The organism is Rhizobium sp. 18055, assembly GCF_902706285.1.
GTDB lineage: Bacteria > Pseudomonadota > Alphaproteobacteria > Rhizobiales > Rhizobiaceae > Rhizobium.
Map to the genome: position 1 here is coordinate 111,648 of NZ_CACSKD010000005.1, position 21,972 is coordinate 133,619.

General features: G+C 62.4%; 20 protein-coding genes. 11 read left to right on the forward strand and 9 right to left on the reverse strand.

Annotated features, from left to right (window positions below; genetic code table 11):
* Window positions 1–18 precede the first annotated feature (18 nt).
* On the reverse strand, window positions 19–741 hold the full coding sequence (locus GVL52_RS11140; protein WP_160006951.1) for a copper homeostasis protein CutC: 723 nt from the start codon (window positions 739–741) through the stop codon (window positions 19–21).
* A gap of 332 nt (window positions 742–1,073) precedes the next feature.
* Between GVL52_RS11140 and GVL52_RS11145 the strand changes: the two genes are divergently transcribed.
* The 6 genes from GVL52_RS11145 to GVL52_RS11170 all read left to right on the forward strand — a co-directional run bounded on the left by GVL52_RS11145 (window position 1,074) and on the right by GVL52_RS11170 (window position 7,806).
* Window positions 1,074–1,982 (forward strand): ABC transporter substrate-binding protein, encoded by a 909-nt coding sequence (locus GVL52_RS11145; protein ID WP_160006954.1) that lies wholly within the window; start codon window positions 1,074–1,076, stop codon window positions 1,980–1,982.
* A gap of 65 nt (window positions 1,983–2,047) precedes the next feature.
* Entirely contained in the window at window positions 2,048–3,214 is a 1,167-nt protein-coding gene (locus GVL52_RS11150; RefSeq protein WP_160006957.1) for an ABC transporter permease, read from the forward strand.
* Window positions 3,211–4,155 carry an ABC transporter ATP-binding protein gene (locus GVL52_RS11155; RefSeq protein WP_160006960.1) on the forward strand — a complete coding sequence of 315 codons (945 nt, stop codon included), beginning with the start codon at window positions 3,211–3,213 and terminating at the stop codon, window positions 4,153–4,155. Before GVL52_RS11150 ends, GVL52_RS11155 begins: the two co-directional genes overlap by 4 nt.
* Entirely contained in the window at window positions 4,152–4,901 is a 750-nt protein-coding gene (locus GVL52_RS11160; protein ID WP_160006963.1) for an ABC transporter permease, read from the forward strand. Before GVL52_RS11155 ends, GVL52_RS11160 begins: the two co-directional genes overlap by 4 nt.
* Before the next feature lie 46 nt (window positions 4,902–4,947).
* Complete coding sequence (locus GVL52_RS11165; RefSeq protein ID WP_160006966.1) at window positions 4,948–5,343, forward strand: VOC family protein; 396 nt, start codon at window positions 4,948–4,950, stop codon at window positions 5,341–5,343.
* A gap of 9 nt (window positions 5,344–5,352) precedes the next feature.
* Entirely contained in the window at window positions 5,353–7,806 is a 2,454-nt protein-coding gene (locus GVL52_RS11170) for a glycoside hydrolase family 2 protein (protein WP_160006969.1), read from the forward strand.
* 98 nt (window positions 7,807–7,904) lie between these two features.
* Here the strand turns inward: GVL52_RS11170 and GVL52_RS11175 are convergent, their stop codons facing one another.
* The gene (locus tag GVL52_RS11175) at window positions 7,905–8,297 is read right to left on the reverse strand and encodes a PRC-barrel domain-containing protein (protein ID WP_160006972.1); all 393 of its coding nucleotides are present in this window, start codon (window positions 8,295–8,297) and stop codon (window positions 7,905–7,907) included.
* Between the two features lie 245 nt (window positions 8,298–8,542).
* Here GVL52_RS11175 and GVL52_RS11180 point away from each other — a divergent pair, with 245 nt between their 5' ends.
* Complete coding sequence (locus tag GVL52_RS11180) at window positions 8,543–10,243, forward strand: long-chain fatty acid--CoA ligase (RefSeq protein ID WP_160006974.1); 1,701 nt, start codon at window positions 8,543–8,545, stop codon at window positions 10,241–10,243.
* A 138-nt stretch (window positions 10,244–10,381) separates the two neighbouring features.
* Window positions 10,382–12,007, forward strand: coding sequence for a glucose-6-phosphate isomerase (gene pgi, locus GVL52_RS11185; RefSeq protein WP_160006977.1), 1,626 nt, complete (start codon window positions 10,382–10,384; stop codon window positions 12,005–12,007).
* A 100-nt stretch (window positions 12,008–12,107) separates the two neighbouring features.
* On the opposite strand, the gene GVL52_RS30380 is transcribed toward pgi, so the two are convergent.
* Window positions 12,108–12,251 (reverse strand): hypothetical protein, encoded by a 144-nt coding sequence (locus GVL52_RS30380; RefSeq protein ID WP_200847805.1) that lies wholly within the window; start codon window positions 12,249–12,251, stop codon window positions 12,108–12,110.
* A gap of 106 nt (window positions 12,252–12,357) precedes the next feature.
* Window positions 12,358–13,221 (reverse strand): DMT family transporter, encoded by an 864-nt coding sequence (locus GVL52_RS11190; RefSeq protein ID WP_160006979.1) that lies wholly within the window; start codon window positions 13,219–13,221, stop codon window positions 12,358–12,360.
* Between the two features lie 91 nt (window positions 13,222–13,312).
* Between GVL52_RS11190 and GVL52_RS11195 the strand changes: the two genes are divergently transcribed.
* Both GVL52_RS11195 and GVL52_RS11200 read left to right on the forward strand, forming a co-directional pair.
* Window positions 13,313–14,743, forward strand: coding sequence for a PLP-dependent aminotransferase family protein (locus tag GVL52_RS11195; RefSeq protein WP_160006981.1), 1,431 nt, complete (start codon window positions 13,313–13,315; stop codon window positions 14,741–14,743).
* Window positions 14,744–14,851: 108 nt separating this feature from the next.
* Window positions 14,852–15,655 carry an alpha/beta fold hydrolase gene (locus tag GVL52_RS11200; protein WP_160006983.1) on the forward strand — a complete coding sequence of 268 codons (804 nt, stop codon included), beginning with the start codon at window positions 14,852–14,854 and terminating at the stop codon, window positions 15,653–15,655.
* 3 nt (window positions 15,656–15,658) lie between these two features.
* Here GVL52_RS11200 and GVL52_RS11205 read toward each other — a convergent pair whose 3' ends face one another.
* Both GVL52_RS11205 and GVL52_RS11210 read right to left on the reverse strand, forming a co-directional pair.
* Entirely contained in the window at window positions 15,659–16,585 is a 927-nt protein-coding gene (locus GVL52_RS11205) for a carbohydrate kinase (RefSeq protein ID WP_160006985.1), read from the reverse strand.
* A 91-nt stretch (window positions 16,586–16,676) separates the two neighbouring features.
* On the reverse strand, window positions 16,677–17,366 hold the full coding sequence (locus GVL52_RS11210; RefSeq protein ID WP_160006987.1) for an orotate phosphoribosyltransferase: 690 nt from the start codon (window positions 17,364–17,366) through the stop codon (window positions 16,677–16,679).
* A gap of 474 nt (window positions 17,367–17,840) precedes the next feature.
* Here GVL52_RS11210 and GVL52_RS11215 point away from each other — a divergent pair, with 474 nt between their 5' ends.
* A complete protein-coding gene (locus tag GVL52_RS11215) occupies window positions 17,841–18,746 on the forward strand; it encodes a GGDEF domain-containing protein (RefSeq protein WP_160006989.1) in 906 nt (301 codons plus the stop codon).
* A gap of 45 nt (window positions 18,747–18,791) precedes the next feature.
* Here GVL52_RS11215 and GVL52_RS11220 read toward each other — a convergent pair whose 3' ends face one another.
* The 3 genes from GVL52_RS11220 to pyrC form a co-directional block, all read right to left on the reverse strand.
* A complete protein-coding gene (locus GVL52_RS11220; protein ID WP_160006991.1) occupies window positions 18,792–19,328 on the reverse strand; it encodes a glyoxalase superfamily protein in 537 nt (178 codons plus the stop codon).
* A 219-nt stretch (window positions 19,329–19,547) separates the two neighbouring features.
* Entirely contained in the window at window positions 19,548–20,726 is a 1,179-nt protein-coding gene (locus GVL52_RS11225; RefSeq protein ID WP_160006993.1) for a diguanylate cyclase, read from the reverse strand.
* Window positions 20,727–20,905: 179 nt separating this feature from the next.
* Window positions 20,906–21,946 carry a dihydroorotase gene (pyrC, locus tag GVL52_RS11230; protein WP_160006995.1) on the reverse strand — a complete coding sequence of 347 codons (1,041 nt, stop codon included), beginning with the start codon at window positions 21,944–21,946 and terminating at the stop codon, window positions 20,906–20,908.
* Between the last annotated feature and the right edge of the window lie 26 nt (window positions 21,947–21,972).

A 21,972-nucleotide genomic window follows, 5' to 3' on the forward strand; every position in this document is an offset into this window, starting at 1 on the left:
ACTTTTCCTGAGACTGCTTTACAGAGAATCGATCGCCTCACGCATCTGCCGCACGATGGCGGCATCGGTGCGGTTGGCGGATGGCGCTTCGAAACCGAAGGCGACGGCGCGGGCATCGACATCGGTGACCGGCGAGCTGCAGGAGCCATGGATTTCGCGGGCACCGGTGGCCCGCAGGATCTGCAGGGCATTGGCCGGGCGCACGCCGCTGCCCGGCATGATCGAGATGCGGCCGGCGGCATTTTTCGACAGACGCGCCAGGGTCTCCAGCCCATCGATCGCCTTCGGGATGCAGCCGGATGTGAGGATGCGCTCGCAACCGAGCTCGATCGCCTGCTCCAGCGCCGCATCGGCATCCGGCACCAGATCGAAAGCGCGGTGGAGCGTCGAGCCGAGGCCGGCGGCGTGGGCTTTCAGCCGGTGGATCAACGGCATGTCGAGCGTCCCATCCTGACGATTGGCGCCGATGACGACGCCGGCAAGGCCGAATGCGCGGACGGCATCGATATCGGCCATCATCGCCGCTTCATCGCCGGCATCGAAGACGAAGGGGCCGGCATGCGGGCGGATCATCGCGTAAACAGGAATGGGAGCAGCAGCAGCGGCCTTCATCATGCCGGCAACGGGGGTGAGACCGCCGACCTCGAGCGCCGAGCAGAGCTCGATGCGATTGGCACCACCCTCGATTGCCGCCGCCAGACCGCGGGGGCTATCCACACATACCTCAAGCAAGATCGTCACGTCGTCTCCTCCCGCGTTTGCCTCATGCTCATTTGCAACAGGATTGTCCAAGCCAAGGCTTCGAGTTTGGGTTAGCACTAAGACACCGATTTTGCGAGTGGCTGAAAATGGCGCGGGGAGCGCGGTGGCCAAAAAGCACTCACCGCCCGTGACTTACGCCGGGACATGGATACAATTTTCGCAACCGCATCGATTTTTCGATCGCGCACACTATTTCAGTTACGCAATGTCGTCCGGCAGATTGCGGCCGCGGTCGTTTTGTCAGGTGATTTTATCCGCGGGAAGCCTTCCGCCAGGGCTTTCTGCGCGTTTTAACGATTAAGGGGATGGTCATGTTTACACGTATCGCACTTGCCGTATCGCTTTCCGCATTCGCGGCGGGCACCGTTCACGCCGCCGATGTCGTCGTCTCATCGAAGATCGATACGGAAGGCACATTGCTCGGCAACGTCATTGCGCTGGCGCTCAATGCCAACGGCATCAAGACGAAGGATCGCATCGCGCTGGGTGCAACACCTGTCGTTCGCAAGGCGATCACCGCCGGTGAGATCGATATCTATCCCGAGTATACGGGCAATGCCGGCTTCTTCTTCAACAAGCCCGATGATGCTGCCTGGAAGAACCTGCAGCAGGGCTACGACATGGCCAAGAAGCTGGACTATGACGCCAACAAGATCGTCTGGCTGACGCCCTCGCCTGCCAACAACACCTGGGCGCTTGCCGTGCGCAACGATGTCGCCAGCAAGAACAGCCTGAAGAGCATGTCCGATTTCGGCAAGTGGGTCGCCGGCGGGGGCGATGCCAAGCTGGTGGCGTCGGCCGAGTTCGTGAATACCGCGGGCGCGCTCCCGGCGTTCCAGACGACCTACGGGTTTGCGCTGAAGCAGGACCAGGAAATCGTGCTGTCCGGTGGCGATACGGCGGCGACCATCAAGGCGGCTGCCGATCAGACGAATGGTGCCAATACGGCGATGGTCTATGGCACCGACGGCGCGATCGAGGCGGCGGAACTGACGGTTCTTGAAGACGACAAGGGCGTGCAGCAGGTCTACGCGCCGACGCCGATCATCCGCGAGGAGGTGCTGAAGGCCAATCCGAAGATCGAAGAAATCCTGGCACCGATCTTCCAGAGCCTGACGGCCGATGAGCTGCGCAAGCTGAACGGCAAGATCCAGGTCGATGGCGAGCCGGCGAAGGCCGTGGCTGAAGCCTATCTGAAGGAAAAAGGCTTCCTGAAGTAGGCAGATGACGCTCCGCTTCTCACGCAGAGGCGGAGCCAATTTTCTTTCCATACTGGGATGGATCGATGGAAGAAACCTTAGCGGTCCGCAAGCTGGACCGGCTCGGCGTCGTTCTCGTTGTTGCCGGCATTGCCGCAACGGGGCTTCTGCCATTCATCTATGTGAAGGCAAACCGGATCGCGGCCGGCAAGCCGATGCTGCTGATGCAACTGCTGAACCAGCCTTCCGCTGTCATTCTCACCCTACTTCTGGTGCTGACCGCCTGCGCCGTGCTGTTCTTGCCAAACGCCACTGTTCGGCTGGTGATTTCAACACTCTGTCTGGCCGCGCTGATGGCCGCCATCGGACTGGTGGCGACGGCGTTCACGCCTGAGGGCAGCACCGTGGCGCGGATGACGCCGGGCGGCGGGTTCTGGGTGCTGCTGGCAGTGGTCGCGCTGGTTGCTTCCGATGCGCTGGTGAAGATTCGCCTGACGCCATGGATGCGGATCGGCGCGCTCGTTGTCTATGGGTGCCTCTTCGGCATCGTCCTGCGCTCCGGCCTGCTCGACAGCCTGTCGATCATGCGGGAGTTCGCCAATCGTGGCGATCAGTTCTGGGCGGAGGCGCTGACGCATGTGCAGCTGGCCTTCGGCTCGCTGGCGATATCGGTGGTGATCGGCCTGCCGCTCGGCATTCTCTGCTTCTGGGTGCCGAAGCTCCGGGCAGCGCTGCTGCAGGGGCTGAGCCTGATCCAGACCATTCCGAGCCTGGCGCTGTTCGGCCTGCTGATGCTGCCGCTCGGCTATCTCGCAACCCATGTTCCGCTGGCTGCAGCACTTGGCATCAGCGGCATCGGGGCGGCGCCGGCGCTGATTGCGCTGGTGCTCTACTCGCTGCTGCCAATCGTTGCCAACACCGTGGTCGGGCTCGAAGGCGTCGATCCGGCGGTGCGTGATGCGGCGGCCGGCATGGGCCTGACGCGGCGGCAGATCCTGACCGGGATCGACCTGCCGCTGGCGCTGCCCGTGATCCTCACCGGCATCCGCATCGTGCTGGTGCAGGCGATCGGGCTGGTGACGGTGGCAGCCCTGATCGGCGGTGGCGGCTTCGGGGTGTTCATCTTCCAGGGGCTCGGCCAGACCGCCATGGACCTTGTCCTGCTCGGCGCCGTACCGACCGTCATCTTCGCCTTTTCTTCGGCCGTCATCCTCGATGCGGTCGCCGACAGCCTACGGGGACCTGCCGCATGAGCATGATCGAGATCCGCAACGTCACCAAGCGCTACGGCGACACGACCGTGGTCAACAATGTCTCGATGGCGGTCGAAAAGGGAACGATCACGGTCATCGTCGGCACTTCGGGCTCCGGCAAATCGACGCTGATCCGGATGATCAACCGGCTGGTGCCGATGAACGAGGGCGAGATCTTCGTTGGCGGCCGCAATGTCATGGACGTGCCGGAAACGGACCTTCGCCGCAATATCGGCTATGTCATCCAGGGCAACGGGCTGTTTCCGCACCGCACCGTCGCGCAGAACATTGCCACGGTGCCGCAGCTGCTCGGCTGGGAGCGCGCCCGGATCGATGCGCGCGTCGAGGAACTGCTCGGGCTGTTCAACCTCGATCCGAAGAGTTTCTCGGGCAAATATCCGCACCAGCTTTCCGGTGGCGAGCAGCAGCGCGTCGGTGTCGCCCGGGCGCTGGCGGCGGAGCCCGAGGTGCTGATCATGGACGAACCGTTCGGAGCGCTCGATCCTGTCATCCGCGGCAAGGCGCAGGATGACCTGCTGGCGATCCAGCAGCAGTTCGGCACCACGGTCATTCTCGTCACCCACGACATGGACGAGGCATTTCACCTCGGCAACCGGATTGCGGTGATGCGCGGGGGCAAGCTGCTGCAATATTCAACGCCGGAAAAGATCATCACCGAACCCGCCGATCCCTTCGTGCAACAGCTGACCGGAACGACCGACCGGGCGCTAAAGCGGATGTCGCTGCTGCCGCTGAAATCGAGCATGGCGCCTGCGAAGGCCGGGCTGGTCGATGCGCTGCCGCAGTCACTCAGCCTGCGCGATGCGCTGGCCGAGATGATCTGGCAGGGGATCGACGAGGCGGCGGTCGAGGATACGGCAAAGGAGCCGGTCGGCTCGATCTCGATGTCGCAGCTGCTCGAGCTGGGCCGCAAGGAATGAAGCTCGTCACCGCCAATCTCTTGCGCGTCGCAGCGCTGGCGCTGCTGCTGATCCTGCTGTTCAGGACCGAGTGGCTGTCGTTCCTGCTGGTGCCGCTGACCAACAACAACGCGCCTGCGGTCTACACCCAGAGCAGCCTGCCATCGCTGGCGCTCGGGCATATCCAGCTGGTGCTGATCTCGATCGTCGGCAGCGCGATCCTCGCCATTGCCGGCGGCATCTTCGTGACCCGCAAGAGCGGCGCGGACTTCCTGCCGCTGTCGCGGGCAATTGCCAATGCCGGGCAGACCTTTCCGCCGGTGGCGGTGCTGGCGCTTGCGGTTCCGGCGATGGGTTTTGGCGCCGGGCCGACGCTGATCGCGCTGTTTCTCTACGGGTTGCTGCCGATTTTCGAAAACACCGTGTCGGGCCTGCATCAGGTCTCGCCCGCCGTGCTCGATGCCGCCGATGGCATGGGGATGAGCCCGACGCAGCGGCTGTTTCGCGTCGAGCTGCCCCTGGCGCTGCCCTTGATCATCGAGGGCATCAAGGTGGCGACGGTGATCAATATCGGCACCGCGACGATCGGCTCAACGGTGGCGGCCAAGGGGCTGGGCGAAGTGATCATCGCCGGGCTGATTTCCGACAACACCGCCTTCATCCTGCAGGGCGGGTTGATCGTCGGGCTGATGGCACTGCTGATCTACGATGCGATGGGGCTGGTGGAAAGCGCGATGACGCGAAGAATGGGCTTGCGCGCGGCCTGATCCAGCGGCTACCAAAGCGGCCTGACATGCCAGACGGGAGGCTGCCTTGGCCAAGATGATACACTCGATGATCCGCGTTCTCGACGAGGCGCGCTCGGTCGAATTCTACAGCACGGTGTTCGGCCTCGATATCGCCGACCGCATCGATTTCGAGACATTCACGCTAATCTATCTCAGCAACGCCGAGACCGGTTTCGAGCTGGAGCTGACCGTCAACAAGGGACGCGTCGAGCCCTACAATCTCGGCGATGGCTATGGTCATCTGGCGGTCTCGGTCGATGAGGTCGCCGTCGAGCACAAGCGGCTGACGGATGCGGGCCTCAACCCCGGCAAGCTGGTCGAGCTCAACCGCGACGGCAAGCTGCTGGCGCTGTTCTTCTTCATGAACGACCCGGACGGCTACAAGATCGAAGTCCTGCAGCGCCACGGCCGTTATCTCTAAGAGTTCCTGATGATCCAGAAAACTGAGCTGAAACACGGCTGGGCCCTTTCCTGCAACGTTGCAGGTAAGCCGGAACTGCCGAAATCCATTCCCGCGGCTGTGCCCGGCTGCGTGCATCTCGATCTCCTGGCCGAGCGACTGATCCCCGATCCGTATATCGACGTCAACGAAATCACCAACGACTGGATCGGTCGCGAGGACTGGACCTATCGCTGCAGCTTCGACGCGGCGCCCGATGGCGAGAGGGTGCACGAACTGGTGTTCGACGGGCTGGACACGGTGGCGACGATCTCGCTCAACGACGAGGAGATCGGCCAGGCCTTCAACATGCACCGCACCTATCGCTTCAATGTTTCGGAACTGCTGAAGGCGGGGGCAAACGAACTATGCGTCACCTTCCGCTCGGCCTATGCCTATGGCGCCGAGATGGAAGCGCATTATGGCTACCGGCCGAACAACTATCCCGGCCCCGGCAACTTGATGCGCAAGATGGCCTGCAATTTCGGCTGGGACTGGGGTCCGACGCTGGTCACATCAGGCATCTGGAAGCCGGTGCGGCTGGAAAGCTGGGCACGGGCGCGGCTGGCGGAGACGCGGGTGTCCGCGACGCTTGCCGGTGGCGATGGGCTGGTGACGGTGCATGCGCGGATCGCGCGGCAGGGCGCTGCCGGTGCCTGCAGGATTACGGCGAGTATTGCCGGCGTCACGCAGGATGTCGCGGTGGATCCGGGAACCGATGAGGTCCGCTTCGAGGTGCGGGTGCCCTCGCCGCAGATCTGGTGGCCGCATCATCTTGGAGCGCAACCGCTCTATCCGTTGCGGCTGGAATTGCGCGCCAGTGCCAGCGGCGATCTGCTCGATGGCTACGCAAAGGAGATCGGCTTTCGCTCGGTGCGGCTCGATACGTCGGCGGATGCGCACGGTTCGGCCTTCACTTTCGTGATCAACGACGTGCCGCTGTTTCTCTGCGGTGCCAACTGGATCCCCGATGATTGCTTCCCGTCTCGGGTGACGGCGGAGCGCTACGTCTCACGCATCGACGAGGCGAAGGCCGCCAACATCCACCTGCTGCGCGTCTGGGGCGGCGGGATTTTCGAGCGGGACGAATTCTACGAGGCTTGCGACCGGGCGGGCATGCTGGTGTGGCAGGACTTCCTGTTTGCCTGCGCCTCCTATCCCGAGGAAGAGCCGTTGCGCAGCGAGGTCGAGGCGGAGGTGCGCGACAATGTCGTGCGGCTGATGCCGCATGCCTCGCTGATCGTCTGGAACGGCAACAACGAGAATATCTGGGGTTTTGACGAGTGGGGCTGGCGGCCGATCATCAAGGACGGCGAGAGCTGGGGGCTGGGTTATTATCTCGATATCCTGCCGAGGCTTTGTGCCGAACTCGATCCCGGGCGGCCCTATTATCCCGGCAGCCCCTACTCCGGCACGATGGAGATCGCGCCGAATGCCGATGAGCATGGGTGCAAGCACATCTGGGATGTGTGGAACGATGTCGGCTATGAGGTCTATCGCGACTACATCCCGCGCTTCTGCTCCGAATTCGGCTGGCAGGCGCCGCCGAACTGGGCGACGCTGGAAGAGAGCGTGCACGACGCCCCGCTGACGCCGGTTTCAAACGGCGTGTTCCATCATCAGAAGGCGACGCAGGGAAACGACAAGCTGCTCAGCGGGCTTTCCGGCCACCTGCCGGAGCCGCAGACGATGGACGACTGGCACTTTGCCACGCAGCTCAACCAGGCGCGCGCCATCCGCTTTGCCGTCGAGCACATGCGTTCGCACCGCGATATCTGCAAGGGCGCCGTCGTCTGGCAGTTCAACGATTGCTGGCCGGTGACTTCATGGGCAGCGCTGGATTCGGCTGGGCGGCGCAAGCCTTTGTGGTTTGCGATGCAGCAGGCCTTCGATCCGCGGCTTTTGACGATCCAGCCGCGCGAAGGCGGGCTGGCCACCGTTGCGGTGAACGAGCGGACGCTGTTCTGGCGGGCGAAAATATCGGGCAAGCGGCTGAAGCTGGATGGAACGGTGCTGGCCGAATTCGAGTTCTGGCGGCTGCTCTGCGATCGCTTCGAGGCGAAGGCATTTGCCTTGCCGGAGGATATTGCGACGGCAGGGGATAAGAATGACGAGGTGATCGTCGTGCAGATGCTCGATCGGCGGGCGTTTCATTATTTCGTCGAGGATATCGCGCTGAAGCTGCCGAAACCGACGCTCAGCGTCTCGGTGAGCAGGCGCGCCGGCGGTTGCGATATCACGGTGACGGCGGTGAGCTTGCTGAAGGATCTCTGCCTGATGGTCGATCGTCTCGATCCCGATGCGGTGGTGGATTCGATGCTGGTCACATTGCTGCCGGGCGAGAGCCATGTGTTCCGGGTGCAGACGCAAGCGACGATCGCTCCCGCTGATATCACCGTTGGAACTATCCTTCGATGCGCCAACGACCTTGTTGCCAGAGGTTGACGCATGAATCGAAAAAGCCTCCGGCTGGTGCCGGAGGCCTTTCGAAACTCAGGCCCCGCAAGCTGCAGGAGCCTTCCGTTTCGGCTTAGCGGGAGACATTACATCCAGTAGGGCGGCACGCCGTAGTAGTCATAGACCCGGCGGCCATTGTCGTTGTACCAGCTGTCGTCATCATCCGCATAACGCGGGGCGCCTTCGATCTGTTCCTTGGTCAGGTCGATACGGTAGCCATCGAGCTGCGTGTCGTAAGACAGCTTGTCCCACGGCAGCGGATAATGATCGTGGCCGATGCCCATGAAGCCGCCGAAGCTCAGCACTGCATAGGCGACGCGGCCGTCCTTCTTGCCGATGATCAGGCGCTCAATCGAGCCGATATGCTTGGCATCGGCGCCATAGACGCGGGTGCCTTCGACACGGTCGCTGGCAATCAGCGATGGTGTATCCTTGACGTTCGGATCACGGCTGTTCTGGTTGTTGTCCTGGTGCAGCATGGTGTACCTCCTGTTGGTCTTCTCGTTTGCAGTCTCTGAGTTGAAAACGTCGCCCGTCGCTCAAGGTTCCGAAATTCTCCCAAGCGTCGTGCCGCAGAGAATATTGACGTTTACGTTAAGGTTAGAGTAATCCTAGTCTCTGCTTGAACCATTCAGGCAATGGCATAAGCTGCCGTATTGGAGGATGGAGGATCTTCCAATAGGTTGCCGGGTTACCGGCCGGCAACGACAGGGAGAGAGACACGATGAACAGCATTTCCGTCCATCCAGACGGTGCCAAGCCCGAAAAGCCTTGGCTTGCCGCTTATCCCGCGATCGTGCCGGCAGAGCTTCCGCCGCTGGAATATGAATCGCTGGCAGAGCTGCTGGAGAAATCCTGCCAGCGCTACGCCGACCGCATCGCCTTTTCCAGCATGGGCAGGAAGCTCAGCTATCGCGAGTTGGAGAGCCAGACGCGCAAGATCGCTGCATGGCTGCAGAGTACGGGCCTGCAGAAGGGCGACCGCGTTGCGGTGATGATGCCGAACGTGCTGCAGAACCCGATTGCCGCCTATGGCATCCTGCGCGCCGGTCTGGTGGTGGTGAATGTCAACCCGCTCTACACGCCGCGCGAGCTGGAGCACCAGCTGCGCGATTCAGGCGCCAAGGCGATCTTCGTGCTGGAGAATTTTGCCCGCACTGTCGAGCAGGTGCTGGAGAAGACCGACGTGCGGCATGTGGTCGTCAGCTCGCTCGGCGAGATGCTGGGTGCCAAGGGGCTGATCGTCAACCTGCTGGTGCGCAAGGTGAAGAAGCTTGTCCCCGCGTGGTCGATCCCGCAGCACAAGACGTTCAAACAGGTGCTTGGCGAAGGTGAAGGTGTCGCGCTGAAGCCGGCCGGGCTGGTGGCCGGTGACATCGCCTTCCTGCAGTATACAGGTGGCACGACCGGGATCGCCAAGGGTGCGATGCTGACCCACAGGAACCTGTTGTCGAACAAGCTGCAGCTGGAGATCTGGCTGAAAACGGCGTTTGAGAACCGCCAGCGGCCCGAGGTGCTGAACTTCCTCTGCGCGCTGCCGCTCTACCATATCTTCGCGCTGACGGTGAATTCGCTGATGGGCATGTCGCTCGGCGCGCACAATATCCTGGTTGCCAATCCGCGCGATATTCCGGCGCTGGTGCGGGAGTTTTCGAAATCCAACGTGCATGTCTTCCCCGGCCTCAACACGCTGTTCAATGCGCTGATGAACAATGCAGAGTTCGCCAAGGTGGATTTCTCCTCGCTGGTGATCTCGCTTGGCGGCGGCATGGCGGTGCAGCGGCCGGTGGCGGAACGCTGGCTGAAAATCACCGGTGGGCACATCACCGAGGGGTACGGCCTCTCGGAGACATCGCCGGTGGCAACCGCCAACCGATTCGATTCGCCCGAGTTTACCGGCTCGATCGGCCTGCCGATCTCCTCCACCGATCTCGATATTCGCGACGAGGACGGCAATTCGCTGGCGCTCGGCGAGGTCGGCGAAATCTGCATTCGCGGGCCACAGGTGATGGCCGGCTACTGGAACAGGCCGGATGAGACGGCGCGGGCAATGACCCCGGACAGCTATTTCCGCACCGGCGACATGGGCTACATGGATGCGCGCGGCTACACCAAGATCGTCGACCGGAAGAAGGACATGATCCTGGTCTCGGGCTTCAACGTCTACCCCAACGAGATCGAGGAGGTGGCGGCGATGCACGCCGGAATCCTCGAAGCAGCAGCGGTTGGCGTGGCCGACGGGCACTCCGGCGAGGCGGTGAAGCTGTTCGTGGTGCGCAAGGATCCGGCGCTGACTGAGGCCGACGTGAAGGCCCATTGCGCCGCCAACCTGACCAACTACAAGCGGCCGCGCTTCATCGAATTCCGCAGCGAATTGCCGAAGTCGCCGGTTGGCAAGATCCTGCGCAAGGATCTGCGCGGCTGAATTTGACGATTGCGTGAAATTAAAAGCCATCTGCGCCTGCGGGTGGCTTTTTTGCGTTTCGGCAGGACAGTGAACTTGATTTGCACCCTACAAAGCGAATAGTTTCCGCGACCCTCACGCCCTGCAAAGGAGCCTCCCATGAATGCCATCGTCGAACAACTGAAGAGCACCGCGGCTGCCACCAAGGCCACCGACATCCGTGCCGCCTTCGCGGCCGATCCGCAGCGCTTCTCCCGTTTCACCGCGTCGCTCGACGATCTGCTGATGGATTTCTCGAAAACCGCCGTCAACGACGAAGTGCTGGCACTGCTCGTCAAGCTGGCCGAAGCCGGCGGCGTCGAAGCCAAGCGCGACGAGATGTTCTCGGGCAAGGCGATCAACTTCACCGAAGACCGCGCCGTTCTGCACACGGCGCTGCGCAATCGCTCCAACACGCCCGTCATGGTCGATGGCAAGGACGTCATGCCTGACGTCAACGCCGTGCTCGCCGCCATGGGCAAGTTTGCCGACGGCATCCGCTCGGGCGCGCTGAAGGGTGCGACCGGCAAGAAGATCACCGACGTCGTCAACATCGGCATCGGCGGTTCCGACCTCGGCCCGGTGATGGCGACGCTGGCGCTGGCACCGTTCCATGACGGCCCGCGCGCCCACTTCGTCTCCAACATCGACAGCGCCCACATCGCCGACACACTGAAGCTGGTGCAGCCGGAAACGACGCTGTTCATCGTCGCTTCCAAGACGTTTACGACGATCGAAACGATGACCAATGCGCAGACGGCGCGCAAGTTCATTGCCGATGCGCTCGGCGAAGCTGCGGTTCAGCATCACTTCTGCGCGGTTTCGACGGCACTCGAAAAGGTCGCTGCCTTCGGCATCGAAAGCGACCGGATCTTCGGCTTCTGGGATTGGGTCGGCGGTCGCTACTCGATCTGGTCGGCAATCGGCCTGCCGTTGATGCTTGCCGTCGGACCTGAGAACCTCGGCAAGTTCCTCGATGGTGCACACTCGATCGACAACCACTTCCGCACCGCACCGATCGCCAAGAACCTGCCGATCCTGCTCGGCCTGATCGGCTTCTACAACAGAAACGTTCTCGGCTACGCCACCCGCGCGATCCTGCCCTACGACCAGCGCTTGTCGCGCTTCCCGGCCTACCTGCAGCAGCTCGACATGGAATCGAACGGCAAGGGCGTGACCATCGACGGTACCCCTGTCGAGGGCAATTCCGGACCTGTCGTCTGGGGCGAGCCCGGCACCAACGGCCAGCATGCCTTCTACCAGCTGATCCACCAGGGCACGAGCGTGATCCCGGCCGAGTTCATGATCGCCGCCAACGGCTTCGAGCCGGAACTGCGCCACCAGCACCAGCTGCTGATGGCCAATGTGATCGCCCAGTCGGAAGCGCTGATGAAGGGCCGCACCTTCGCGGAAGCGAAGAAGCAGCTGACCGACAAGGGCATGGACGACAAGAAGGCCGATTTCATCGCGCCGCACCGCGTCTTCACCGGCAACCGCCCGTCGATCACCTTCGTCCACGACAAGCTGACACCGTTTGCGCTGGGTCGCCTGATCGCGCTCTATGAGCACCGCGTGTTCGTGGAAGGGGTGTTGTTCCGCATCAACTCGTTCGACCAGTGGGGCGTCGAGCTTGGCAAGGAACTGGCAACCGGTCTGCTGCCTGTCATCGAAGGCAAGGAAAGTGCCGCCGGTCACGATTCATCGACGCAGGGTCTGGTCGCGGAACTGGCCAAGCTGGCTAAGTAAGATCTGAAGCCAGAGTCATATCTGGAGAGTACGACGCTCCCGCGGTAACCGCTGCGGGAGCGTTTTTTATGCGGCCAGCATCAGCGGCCGACAGGCGAAATCAGCCTTTGGTTCCCTTGCCAAGCGACGTCGTGCTGGCTGCCTGCTTGACCTGCGACCCCTGCTGCGAGGCCGGGGATGCTGCGGATTTGTCCTTCTTCGGCTTGCGCGCTTCGCGACTTCCGCGGATTTGACCCTTTGCCATGTTTGGCTCCCTGGTTAGGCCATATCAGACGATGATGGCTAACCAACAGAGGAGCGCACGGGGCGAAAAAAGCAAGCATATTCTTGCGTCCGAAGGCACTCATCCCTCATCGTGCAAACTTCTTCGCACCGGCGACGCAGGCAACGATGGCGACGGTGACAACCAGCATGATCGGGCTGATCTGCTCGTGCAGCAGCGTGGCCGCCAGCAACAGGCCGAAGAAAGGCTGCAGCAGCTGCAACTGCCCGACACCGGCGATGCCGCCCTGCGCGAGGCCGCGATACCAGAAGAAGAAGCCGATCAGCATGCTGAACAGCGAGACGTAGACAAGCCCCACCCAGGACGGTGCGGCGATGCTGGCGAAGGATGACGGCAGATTGAACAGCGCCAGAGCGAGCATCACAGGCAGCGCCAGCACCAGCGCCCAGGATATCACCTGCCAGCCACCGAGTTTGCGCGAGAGTTTCGCTCCCTCGGCATAGCCCAGACCGCAGACGATGATCGCGGCCAGCATCAGGAGATCGCCGAGCGGCGCGGCGGCAATGCCCTGCGAGACGGCGAAACCGGCCACCAATGCACTGCCGAGACAGGAGAAGATCCAGAACGCCGGACGCGGGCGCTCGCCGCCGCGCAGTACGCCGAAGATCGCCGTGGACAGCGGCAGCAGGCCGATGAAGACGGTGGAATGGGCGGAGGTCACGTGGGTGAGCGCCAGTGCTGTCAGCAGGGGGAAGCCGATGACGACACCGAAGGCGACAATGACTAGCGACGCCAGATCGGACCGCGCGGGGCGCTTCTCGCGAAACAGCAGCAACAGCGCCAGCGCGATCAGGCCGGCGATCGTTGCGCGGGCCACGGTGAGGAACACCGGATCGAAGCCCATCACCGCCATGCGGGTTGCCGGCAGTGATCCGCTGAAGATCAGGATGCCGATAAACCCATTGATCCAACCAGCCGACGCGCGGTCCATGCTGCACTCCATCCTCTAAATCATGCAGCCTTATCGGACGGAAGGCTATCGCAAGGCCAGTGACAGTCTGATACAGTTTCGCGAAACTGTTATGGTCCATAGGGCAGTACGGATGAGCGACGACATATCTGCAGGCATCACCCGCGTCGCCGCCGTCATGACCACGGTGAAGCAGCGCATTGCCGGCCGCAGCCTGACACCGGGGGCGAAGCTGCCCTCGGTGCGAGCGCTGGCGGCGACGATGAAGCTGTCGACCTCGACGGTGGTCGAGGCCTATGAGCGGCTGGTGGCGGAAGGCGCCATCCTGTCGCGGCCGGGCTCTGGCTTCTACGTCGCCAATCAGGCAGCACCCTTCGCACTGTCGGAAGTCGGGCCGCGGCTTGATCGCCAGGTCGATCCGTTCTGGGTGTCGCGGCAATCGCTGGAGGCGGGCGATAGCGGGTTGAAGCCCGGCTGCGGCTGGCTGCCGCCGTCGTGGCTGCCCGAGGATGGCGTTCGCCGCGGGCTGCGGGCGCTGTCGCGGGCCGATGCTCCGGTGCTGCTGGCCTATGGGTCGCCACTCGGGCTGCCGCCGCTGCGCCAGCTGATTGCCCGGCGGATGGCGGACAAGGGGATCGGGGCGTCGCCCGACCAGATCATCCTGACGGAATCGGGCATTCAGGCGATCGACCTGCTCTGCCGGTTCCTGATCGAGCCCGGCGACACTGTGATGGTCGATGATCCCTGCTATTTCAATTTCCACGCTTTGCTGCGCGCGCACCGCGCCAAGATCGTCAGCGTGCCCTATACGCATTCCGGCCCCGATATCGAGGCGTTTGCGCGGGTGGTGGCCGAACATCGACCACGGCTCTACGTCACCAATTCGGCGCTGCACAATCCGACCGGCGCGATCCTCTCGCCCGTCACCGCGCACCGGGTGCTGAAGATCGCCGATCAGTACGACCTCACCATTATCGAGGACGACATCTTTGCCGACTTCGAACACACGACGGCACCACGCCTTGCCGCCTTCGACGGGCTCGACCGCGTGATCCATATCGGCAGTTTTTCCAAGACGCTGTCAGCGTCTGCCCGCTGTGGCTTCATTGCCGCCAGGCCGGAATGGATCGGCGGGCTGACCGATTTGAAGATCGCCACCTCGTTCGGCGGCGGCAGGCACGCCGCGCAACTGGTGTTGAGCGTGCTCAGCGACGGCAGCTATCGCAAACATGTCGAGACGCTCCGGGGCAGGCTTTCGAAGGCGATGTTCGAGGTGTCCGCCAAGCTGAAGAGCATGGGCATCGTTCCGTGGCTGGAGCCAACGGCGGGAATGTTCCTGTGGTGCCGGCTGCCGGATGGGATCGATGCCGCGGATGTGGCGCGTGCGGCGCTGGAGAAGGATGTGGTGCTGGCGCCGGGCAACGCCTTCAGCCTGTCGCAGACGGCGACGGAATTCATGCGGTTCAACGTCTCGCAGATGTTGGATCCGACTGTGTTCGCGGTGCTGGGTGAAGCGCTTGACGCTGCCAGCGCGAAGACCTAGCCGCGGGCTGCTTGCCAAGACCGGCCTGCGAGGCATTTATTTCTGCTGGGGTGTCGAAACGGGGCCATGCCGTTCGTCTCGATATCAGTGGCATTCGGGAGGAACGAGATGGCGATCGAAGACGACGAGTTGGTGACGTTTGCAGCGCGCGGGGCGCAGGCGCTGCCCTATGCGGACAGTGATGGCGTCGTCGATCACGATGGCGCGGAAATCTGGTATGCGACCTATGGCGCCGGGCCTGCCGTGATCCTGCTGCATGGCGGGCTCGGGCATAGCGGCAACTGGGGCTATCAAGTGGCCGATCTGGTGGCGTCAGGCCGGCGGGTGGTGGTGATCGACAGCCGTGGACATGGCCGCAGCACGCGCGACGACCAGCCGTTCACCTATGAGTTGATGGCCTCGGATGTGCTTGCCGTTATGGACCATCTGGAGATCGACAAGGCGGCGCTGGTCGGCTGGAGCGACGGGGCGTGTACGGCGCTGATCCTCGCCGACAAACACCCGGAGCGGGTCACCGGCGTGTTCTTCTTTGCCTGCAGCATGGACCCGTCAGGCGTAAAGCCGTTCGTGCCGACGCCGGTGATCGATCGCTGCTTTAACCGGCACCGGATGGATTACACGGCGATATCGCCGACGCCCGATCAGTTCGATGCGTTTGTCGAGGATGTCAGCGCGATGATGGCGACAGAGCCGAATTATTCGGCTGCCGATCTCAACCGGATCAGCGTGCCGGTGGCCGTGGTGATCGGCGATCGCGACGAGTTCATCAAGCAGGAGCATGCGGCGCATCTGGTGCGCAGCATTCGGGGTGCCGTGTTCATCGGGCTTGAGGGCGTCAGCCATTTTGCGCCGCTGCAGCGGCCCGAGCACTTCAATCGCACCGTGCTCGGCTTTCTCGATCGGCTGGCTTGACGCTCAGAGGCCGATTTCGCTGGCCCATGGCGGGTTGGCGCCGGCGCGGGACACGGTGACGGCAGCGGCCTTGGCGCCGAGCGAGAGCGCGTTCTGCAGCGCCTTTTCGTCGAGCGAGGCGACCTGTGCCTTGGTCAGCAGCCCATCCATCTTCAGCGAAGCCAGCACGCCGGCATCGAAAGTGTCGCCGGCGCCGACCGTATCGACCACCGTCACACGCTGGCTCGGAACGGTGACCTTGCGCTCGCTGGTATAACCGGAAGCGCCTTCGGCACCCTTGGTGATGACGACGAGCTTGGCGCCGTGCTTCAGCCAGTAGGCGGCGAGGTCGTCATGGCTGCCTTCGAGGCCGAACCATTCCAGATCCTCGTCGGAGAACTTCAGGATATCGGACTTGGCGGCCATGCGCTGGATGCGGGCCATGTGGGCCTGCTTGTCCTTGATGAAGCCGGGGCGGATGTTCGGGTCGAGCGAGATGACGCGGCTGTCGGCCTCGCGGTCGAGCAGCGCTTCGTAGGTCTCGCCGCAGGGGCTGGGGATCAGGCTGATGGCGCCGAAGTGCAGCGCTTCGCAATCATCGCCGAGGACGGGCAGATCGGCGGTGGTGATCATCCGGCCGGCGGTGCCTTCGTCGTAGAAGGCGTAGGTGGCCTGGCCGTTGACGAGCTTGACGAAGGCGACGGTCGATGGGCGCGGGGTGATGGCGCAGAGGCTGAAATCGACCTTGCTGGCAACCAGCGTGTCACGCAGGATTTCGCCCATCATGTCGTCGGCCAGACCGGTGAAGAAGGCCGTGGGAACGCCGAGCCTGCCGAGCGCAATCGCCGTGTTGAAGATGGCGCCGCCGGCATAGGGCGCAAAACCCTTTTCGCCGAGCGTCGTCTCCCGCGGCAGCATGTCGATCAACGCTTCCCCACAGCACAAAATCATGTCCGTCTCCCAAGGCATTCGTTCATGTCGATAATCAAATCGATTAGATAACTTCGTGGCAAAAGCAAAGCGCTGCCACGCAATTCTTCATTCAAAGTGACGAAATACCGCCATTGCGGCCCGACCAGGCGAGCGGCGCATCGAGGAAGGCCTCGACTTCGTTCAGCGTATCCTGGTCGAACAGCTTCTGCTCGTTGGCAACGGCCAGCACATCGCGCCAGGTGGCGATGTAGTGCAGCTTGACCTTGCCATCGGCAAAGCGCAGCGCGCCCTCGTCGAAGATGCCGTAGTAGAACAGCGCGATACCGTGATCGACGACACCGCCGGCGTCGCGAACGGCGTCGATGAACTTGAACATGCTGCCGCCGGCCGTGGTCAGATCCTCGATGACGAGAACGCGCGAACCCTCGGGCATGTTGCCTTCGATCTGGGCATTGCGGCCGTGGCCCTTCGGCTGCTTGCGGACGTAGATCATCGGCAGGCTGAGGCGATCGGCCAGAAGCGCTGCAAAGGGAATGCCTGCCGTTTCGCCACCGGCGATGCAATCGAACTGCTCGAAGCCGGCATCGCGAAGCACGACGCTGGCGGCGAAATCCATCACCGTCGAGCGGACGCGCGGGAAGGAGAGCAGCTTGCGGCAGTCGATATAGACGGGGCTCGCCATGCCGGAGGCGAACTTGTAGGGCTGGCTGGCATTGAAGTGAACCGCCTTGATCTCCCAAAGCATCTTCGCAACCAGTTCTGCCATAACTTTGCGGTCGGTGAATGTTGCCTGGATCATCGTTCTCTCCTTTGCCTCAACATGGTGCTCAAACTTATGGGGCAATAGCAGCAAGCGTGCCAAGTTTCCAGAACGGCGGACGCGTCTGCGACAAGAATGCAATCAAAAAGTCATTGGCGGAATTTTCGGCGCTGGACCGTGAACGGATCAACGCACTGCCATTGATGATTGCGATCCTTATCCCGCCGTGTCAGCATGTCTTATCTCCTCTGTGGCAAGCCCGGCGATTCGCCTCAAGCGCGAGCCTGCGGATAGACTACAAACCTTGGCTGGTCTTGATCTCGCCAGCGCCTCTGATTTCCACAATCTTTGCGTAACTTTAGACATTCGTCATACATGTTGCAGAGCAAGCGTTTGCGCTGCACTCCGGGTCCGGAGACGGCAGAACGTTCAAATTTGAAGCATTTGATTAAGAAGCAAGTGACAGGTATTCGCCATTTTCGCGACGCTAAAGACACCATCAAGGAGTCCCCGATGCGCCTGACCATGTCCACCGTATTTGCAAAGTTCAGCACCTCGCTGACGCTCAAGATCTTTTCGATCTGCTTTGTATCGACACATGTGCCGCTGCTGGCTCTGGTGATCTATCTCTTTAACGGCTTCCGCAGCGAAGCCATGCCGGTGCTGATCCTTGTGCTCGCCGCTACGCTCGTCGGCACCGCTTTCTGCCTGATATCGGTATGGGCGCTGATCAAGCCGCTCAACGACGTCGCGGGCGTGGTGGAAGCCTATCGCTCCTCCGGCGCGGTCAGGTCGGTCCGCTCGCGCCGCAAGGATGAGGTCGGCATCGTTTCGAACGGTATTTCGGTGCTGATCACCGAGCTTGATGCAACCCTGTCGCAGCTTCGGCGTCAGGCGACGACCGACGTTCTGACCGGGCTCGGCAATCGGCGGTGGCTGAAGGATATCGGCGCGCTGGAGATTGCCCGGGCGGCGCGCGAGCGCACGCCGATTTCGGTCGTCGTGTTCGACCTCGACCATTTCAAATCGATCAATGACGAGTTCGGCCATGATGTCGGCGACCAGGTGCTGATGATGGCCGGGGCGACGATCCAGCACAATCTGCGCCCCTATGATATTGCCGCCCGGATCGGCGGCGAGGAATTCTGCCTGATCCTTCCCAGAACCGATATGGACGCGGCGATCGGCATTGCCGATCGGCTGCGCACGCAGTTCGAGAGCAAGGTGGTCGGGCCGCTGCCGGCACAGCGCGTGACGGCAAGCTTCGGTGTCTATCGCGGCGATCCCGCCAGCGAAACACTGAAATCCATGCTGATGGCGGCCGACAGAAAGCTCTATTCGGCAAAAGACGGCGGCCGCAATGCCGTCCACTGGGAGGTTTCCCGATCGATCCGGGACGCGAACAGAATGCGTGCCTGATCATATCCGCGAGCCAGCGAGGCAGTCGATCGCCCGATCAGGCGGTTACGTCCGCTCGCAGAAGGTGACGCGGTTGTTGAAGGGGTCGATGACCTCCATCTCCAGCCCCCAGGGCGCTTCCCGGACGCCGGGTTTCATGTAGCGGTACTGTTTGGCCGCCAGTTCGGCCTGGAAAGCACGCACCCCTGCCACAGGCACGAAGGCGCGGGCACCGGGGCTGGCGTCGCCCGAATGCTCGCTGAGGTGCAGAAGCATGCCGCTGCGGGATACCTGGCAATAGAGCGGGAATTGCTCGCCGAAACGATGCTCCCAATCCAGCGCGAAACCGAGGAAACCGCAGTAGAATTCCTTGGCCTTATCAACGTCGAAGATGCGGAAGATCGGGATGGGCGGCTCGATCTTGATCGTCGATGGCGCTGCTTCTGCCTCGTCGAGCTTCGATGACAGGACATTCCATTGATCGAAACCGAACTGGCGGGCAACGATCTCCAGCGTTTCGCTGTGGGTGAGAGCAATGTCGCGGCCGGCGAGAGCCTGCCGCAGCGCCTTGGCCATGAGTTTGGCGTCGCGAAAATCGCGCATATCTATTCCTTCCGTTGGCGACAAACAGGACGATCAGTGCCCGTGTCTGCTGACCCGTTCGCCATCAATCGCCAAACGGCAAGGGATGTGAAGGATATGCGTGAATGCATTCACCATAGCGCTTTCGCGCCGCGGGGCGGCTGGCTGCATCCGGCCGTCGCGATCATACGAAGAGACGTGGTTGCAATCAAGAGCAGGGGAAAGAGTCGGGGGGCGGACTCAGGAGGCCGTGCGTGCCGCATCCACCGGAACCGCCTGCAGGTGGCTGGCGAGTTCGACACGATTGCGGCCGGCGCGCTTGGCGGCATAAAGCGCCTTGTCGGCGGCGCTCAGCATCGCATCGAAGGCCAGCGGCTTGACGCGACCGGAGGCAACGCCGACGCTGACGGTGCATTTGACGATCTCGCCGTCAATGTCGAGTTCGCGCGCCTCGAAGGCCTTGCGGATGCGCTCCGCCACGACTTCGGCACGGCCGGGCATGACCTCATGCAGCACCATGGCGAACTCCTCGCCGCCGTGGCGCGCCACGCTGTCGCTGCCCCGGCAGTTCGCCGTGAGCTCAGCCGCAAATACCTTGAGGAAGCGGTCGCCGACGGCGTGGCCGAAGCTGTCGTTGATGGATTTGAAATGATCGATATCGAACACCAGGACGGCCGTAGTCGGCCCCATCACGCCGGTACCATGGCGATCGAAGAGGGCGCGGCGGTTGAGCAGGCCGGTGAGCGGATCGGTCGCCGCATCGACCCGGTGGCGGGCCGCCATCCGCCATTGATGCAGGGCGAGCGACAAGGCACCGATGCCGGTCATGCTGGCGATGCAGACGGCAAGGCTCAGATCCTCGGCCCAGTTGTCGGGTGCCACACCCAGCACCAGCTTGCCACCGCGGATCAGCATGCCGGCGCAGAGCAGGAAGGAAATGCCTGTCAGGCAATACAGGATCGTGATGCCCGTGAGCGGCACGGCTGCTTCCTCCCTGGCCTGCCAATACTGGAAGGCGGTGGCAAAGAGAACGGCGGCAATGGCAATATTGTCGATCATGAAAGCGAGGCCGTCGTAGCCGAGCATCATCGGCGTGATCGTCGATATCATCGCCAGCGCCGCGGAGACAACGACCGCGGTGCTCGGAAACCGGCCGGTGCGAAACTGGCGTCCGGCGCCCCAGACGATGGAGAAACCCGGGAATACCAGGGAAAAGCTGAGGATTGCGAGCGACTTCGTCGGCGTATCGACATAAAGGCCATAGGCGATGATGGCACTGACGAGCAGCACCAGGCCGATGGCACAGGCCAATAGAAACGTTTCCGTCCGGCGCGCCAACCAGCTGCCCATCAAGGTGGCGGCGAGGCACGCCGCCGAGACCGCCAGCGCGGTCAACAATGAATTGTAGTCAAGCGTCATGCTTTGAACTCCGCGGCTTCTGCCACGCTCTCGTTGTCGGAAACCAACTTCGCCGACGCCGAATGTGTTATCAATTTCGTTAAAAAATCATTTATTTAAAGCATAGGTGTTACGGTGCTAACATCTCCAGACAAAAAGCAAGCCTTGAAGCAGTAAAATCAGGGGCCCATGAAGCGTTATTAGCGCTCCACGTCCCAATGCAGCGGGAACATCGGGTCAAATACGGTCACCGGTCCGGCACCCGTCTCGATCTTGGCCGGAAAAGACACTGGATCGGCGCGCTTGACCAACGTTGTTCTTTGCTCGTTCACCGGAAGACCATACCAGGCCGGGCCGTTCAGCGAGGCAAAGGCTTCCAGCTTGTCGAGCGCATTGTCCTGCTCGAACACATGCGCAAGGCAGCTCATCGTGTTGATCGAGGTGTAGATGCCGGCGCAGCCGCAGCCGCATTCCTTCAGCGGATCGACATGCGGGGCAGAATCCGTGCCGAGGAAGAAACGGCTATCGCCGCTGGTGGCGGCAGCGCGCAGTGCCAGGCGGTGATGCTCGCGCTTGGCAACCGGCAGGCAATAGTAATGCGGGCGGATGCCGCCGACCAGGATGGCGTTGCGGTTGATGATCAGGTGATGCGTGGTGATCGAGCCGGCGAGATTGCGTTCAGCCGACTTGATGTAATCGACGCCGTCCCTGGTGGTGACGTGTTCCATCGTCACCTTCAATTCCGGCAGGCGCTTGCGCAAGGGGTCCAGAACGGTTTCGATGAACACGGCTTCGCGATCGAAGATATCGACCTCCGGTGTCGTCACCTCCCCATGGACGCAGAGCGGCAGGCCGATCCTGGCCATGCGCTCAAGCGCCGGCATTGCCTTGTCGAAGTCGCGCACGCCGCCATGCGAATTGGTGGTGGCGCCGGCCGGGTAGAGCTTGACGGCGGTGATCAGGCCGCTCGTCATGCCGGCTTCGACGTCATCGGGATCGGTGTGCTCGGTGAGATAGAGCGTCATCAGCGGCTGGAATGTGTCGCCCTTGGGCAGCGCTGCCATGATGCGGCCCCGGTAGGCCTCGGCATCGGCGGTGGTGACAACCGGCGGCACCAGGTTCGGCATGATGATGGCGCGGGCGAAATCGCGGCTTGAATCGGCAATCACGCCTTCCATCATGGCACCATCGCGCAGATGCAGGTGCCAGTCATCGGGGCGGCGGATGGTGATCGATTGCATGGCTATAACTCCGGCAAGGCTGTGCT

Bases quoted from the DNA above. Each gene is read 5' to 3' on its own strand.
- GVL52_RS11145 (WP_160006954.1), top strand. From the start codon at position 1,074: ATGTTTACACGTATCGCACTTGCCGTATCGCTTTCCGCATTCGCGGCG.
- GVL52_RS11150 (WP_160006957.1), top strand. From the start codon at position 2,048: ATGGAAGAAACCTTAGCGGTCCGCAAGCTGGACCGGCTCGGCGTCGTT.
- GVL52_RS11155 (WP_160006960.1), top strand. From the start codon at position 3,211: ATGAGCATGATCGAGATCCGCAACGTCACCAAGCGCTACGGCGACACG.
- GVL52_RS11160 (WP_160006963.1), top strand. From the start codon at position 4,152: ATGAAGCTCGTCACCGCCAATCTCTTGCGCGTCGCAGCGCTGGCGCTG.
- GVL52_RS11170 (WP_160006969.1), top strand. From the start codon at position 5,353: ATGATCCAGAAAACTGAGCTGAAACACGGCTGGGCCCTTTCCTGCAAC.
- GVL52_RS11175 (WP_160006972.1), bottom strand. From the start codon at position 8,297: ATGCTGCACCAGGACAACAACCAGAACAGCCGTGATCCGAACGTCAAG.
- GVL52_RS11180 (WP_160006974.1), top strand. From the start codon at position 8,543: ATGAACAGCATTTCCGTCCATCCAGACGGTGCCAAGCCCGAAAAGCCT.
- pgi (WP_160006977.1), top strand. From the start codon at position 10,382: ATGAATGCCATCGTCGAACAACTGAAGAGCACCGCGGCTGCCACCAAG.
- GVL52_RS30380 (WP_200847805.1), bottom strand. From the start codon at position 12,251: ATGGCAAAGGGTCAAATCCGCGGAAGTCGCGAAGCGCGCAAGCCGAAG.
- GVL52_RS11190 (WP_160006979.1), bottom strand. From the start codon at position 13,221: ATGGACCGCGCGTCGGCTGGTTGGATCAATGGGTTTATCGGCATCCTG.
- GVL52_RS11195 (WP_160006981.1), top strand. From the start codon at position 13,313: ATGGTCCATAGGGCAGTACGGATGAGCGACGACATATCTGCAGGCATC.
- GVL52_RS11200 (WP_160006983.1), top strand. From the start codon at position 14,852: ATGGCGATCGAAGACGACGAGTTGGTGACGTTTGCAGCGCGCGGGGCG.
- GVL52_RS11205 (WP_160006985.1), bottom strand. From the start codon at position 16,585: ATGATTTTGTGCTGTGGGGAAGCGTTGATCGACATGCTGCCGCGGGAG.
- GVL52_RS11210 (WP_160006987.1), bottom strand. From the start codon at position 17,366: ATGATCCAGGCAACATTCACCGACCGCAAAGTTATGGCAGAACTGGTT.
- GVL52_RS11215 (WP_160006989.1), top strand. From the start codon at position 17,841: ATGCGCCTGACCATGTCCACCGTATTTGCAAAGTTCAGCACCTCGCTG.
- GVL52_RS11220 (WP_160006991.1), bottom strand. From the start codon at position 19,328: ATGCGCGATTTTCGCGACGCCAAACTCATGGCCAAGGCGCTGCGGCAG.
- GVL52_RS11225 (WP_160006993.1), bottom strand. From the start codon at position 20,726: ATGACGCTTGACTACAATTCATTGTTGACCGCGCTGGCGGTCTCGGCG.
- pyrC (WP_160006995.1), bottom strand. From the start codon at position 21,946: ATGCAATCGATCACCATCCGCCGCCCCGATGACTGGCACCTGCATCTG.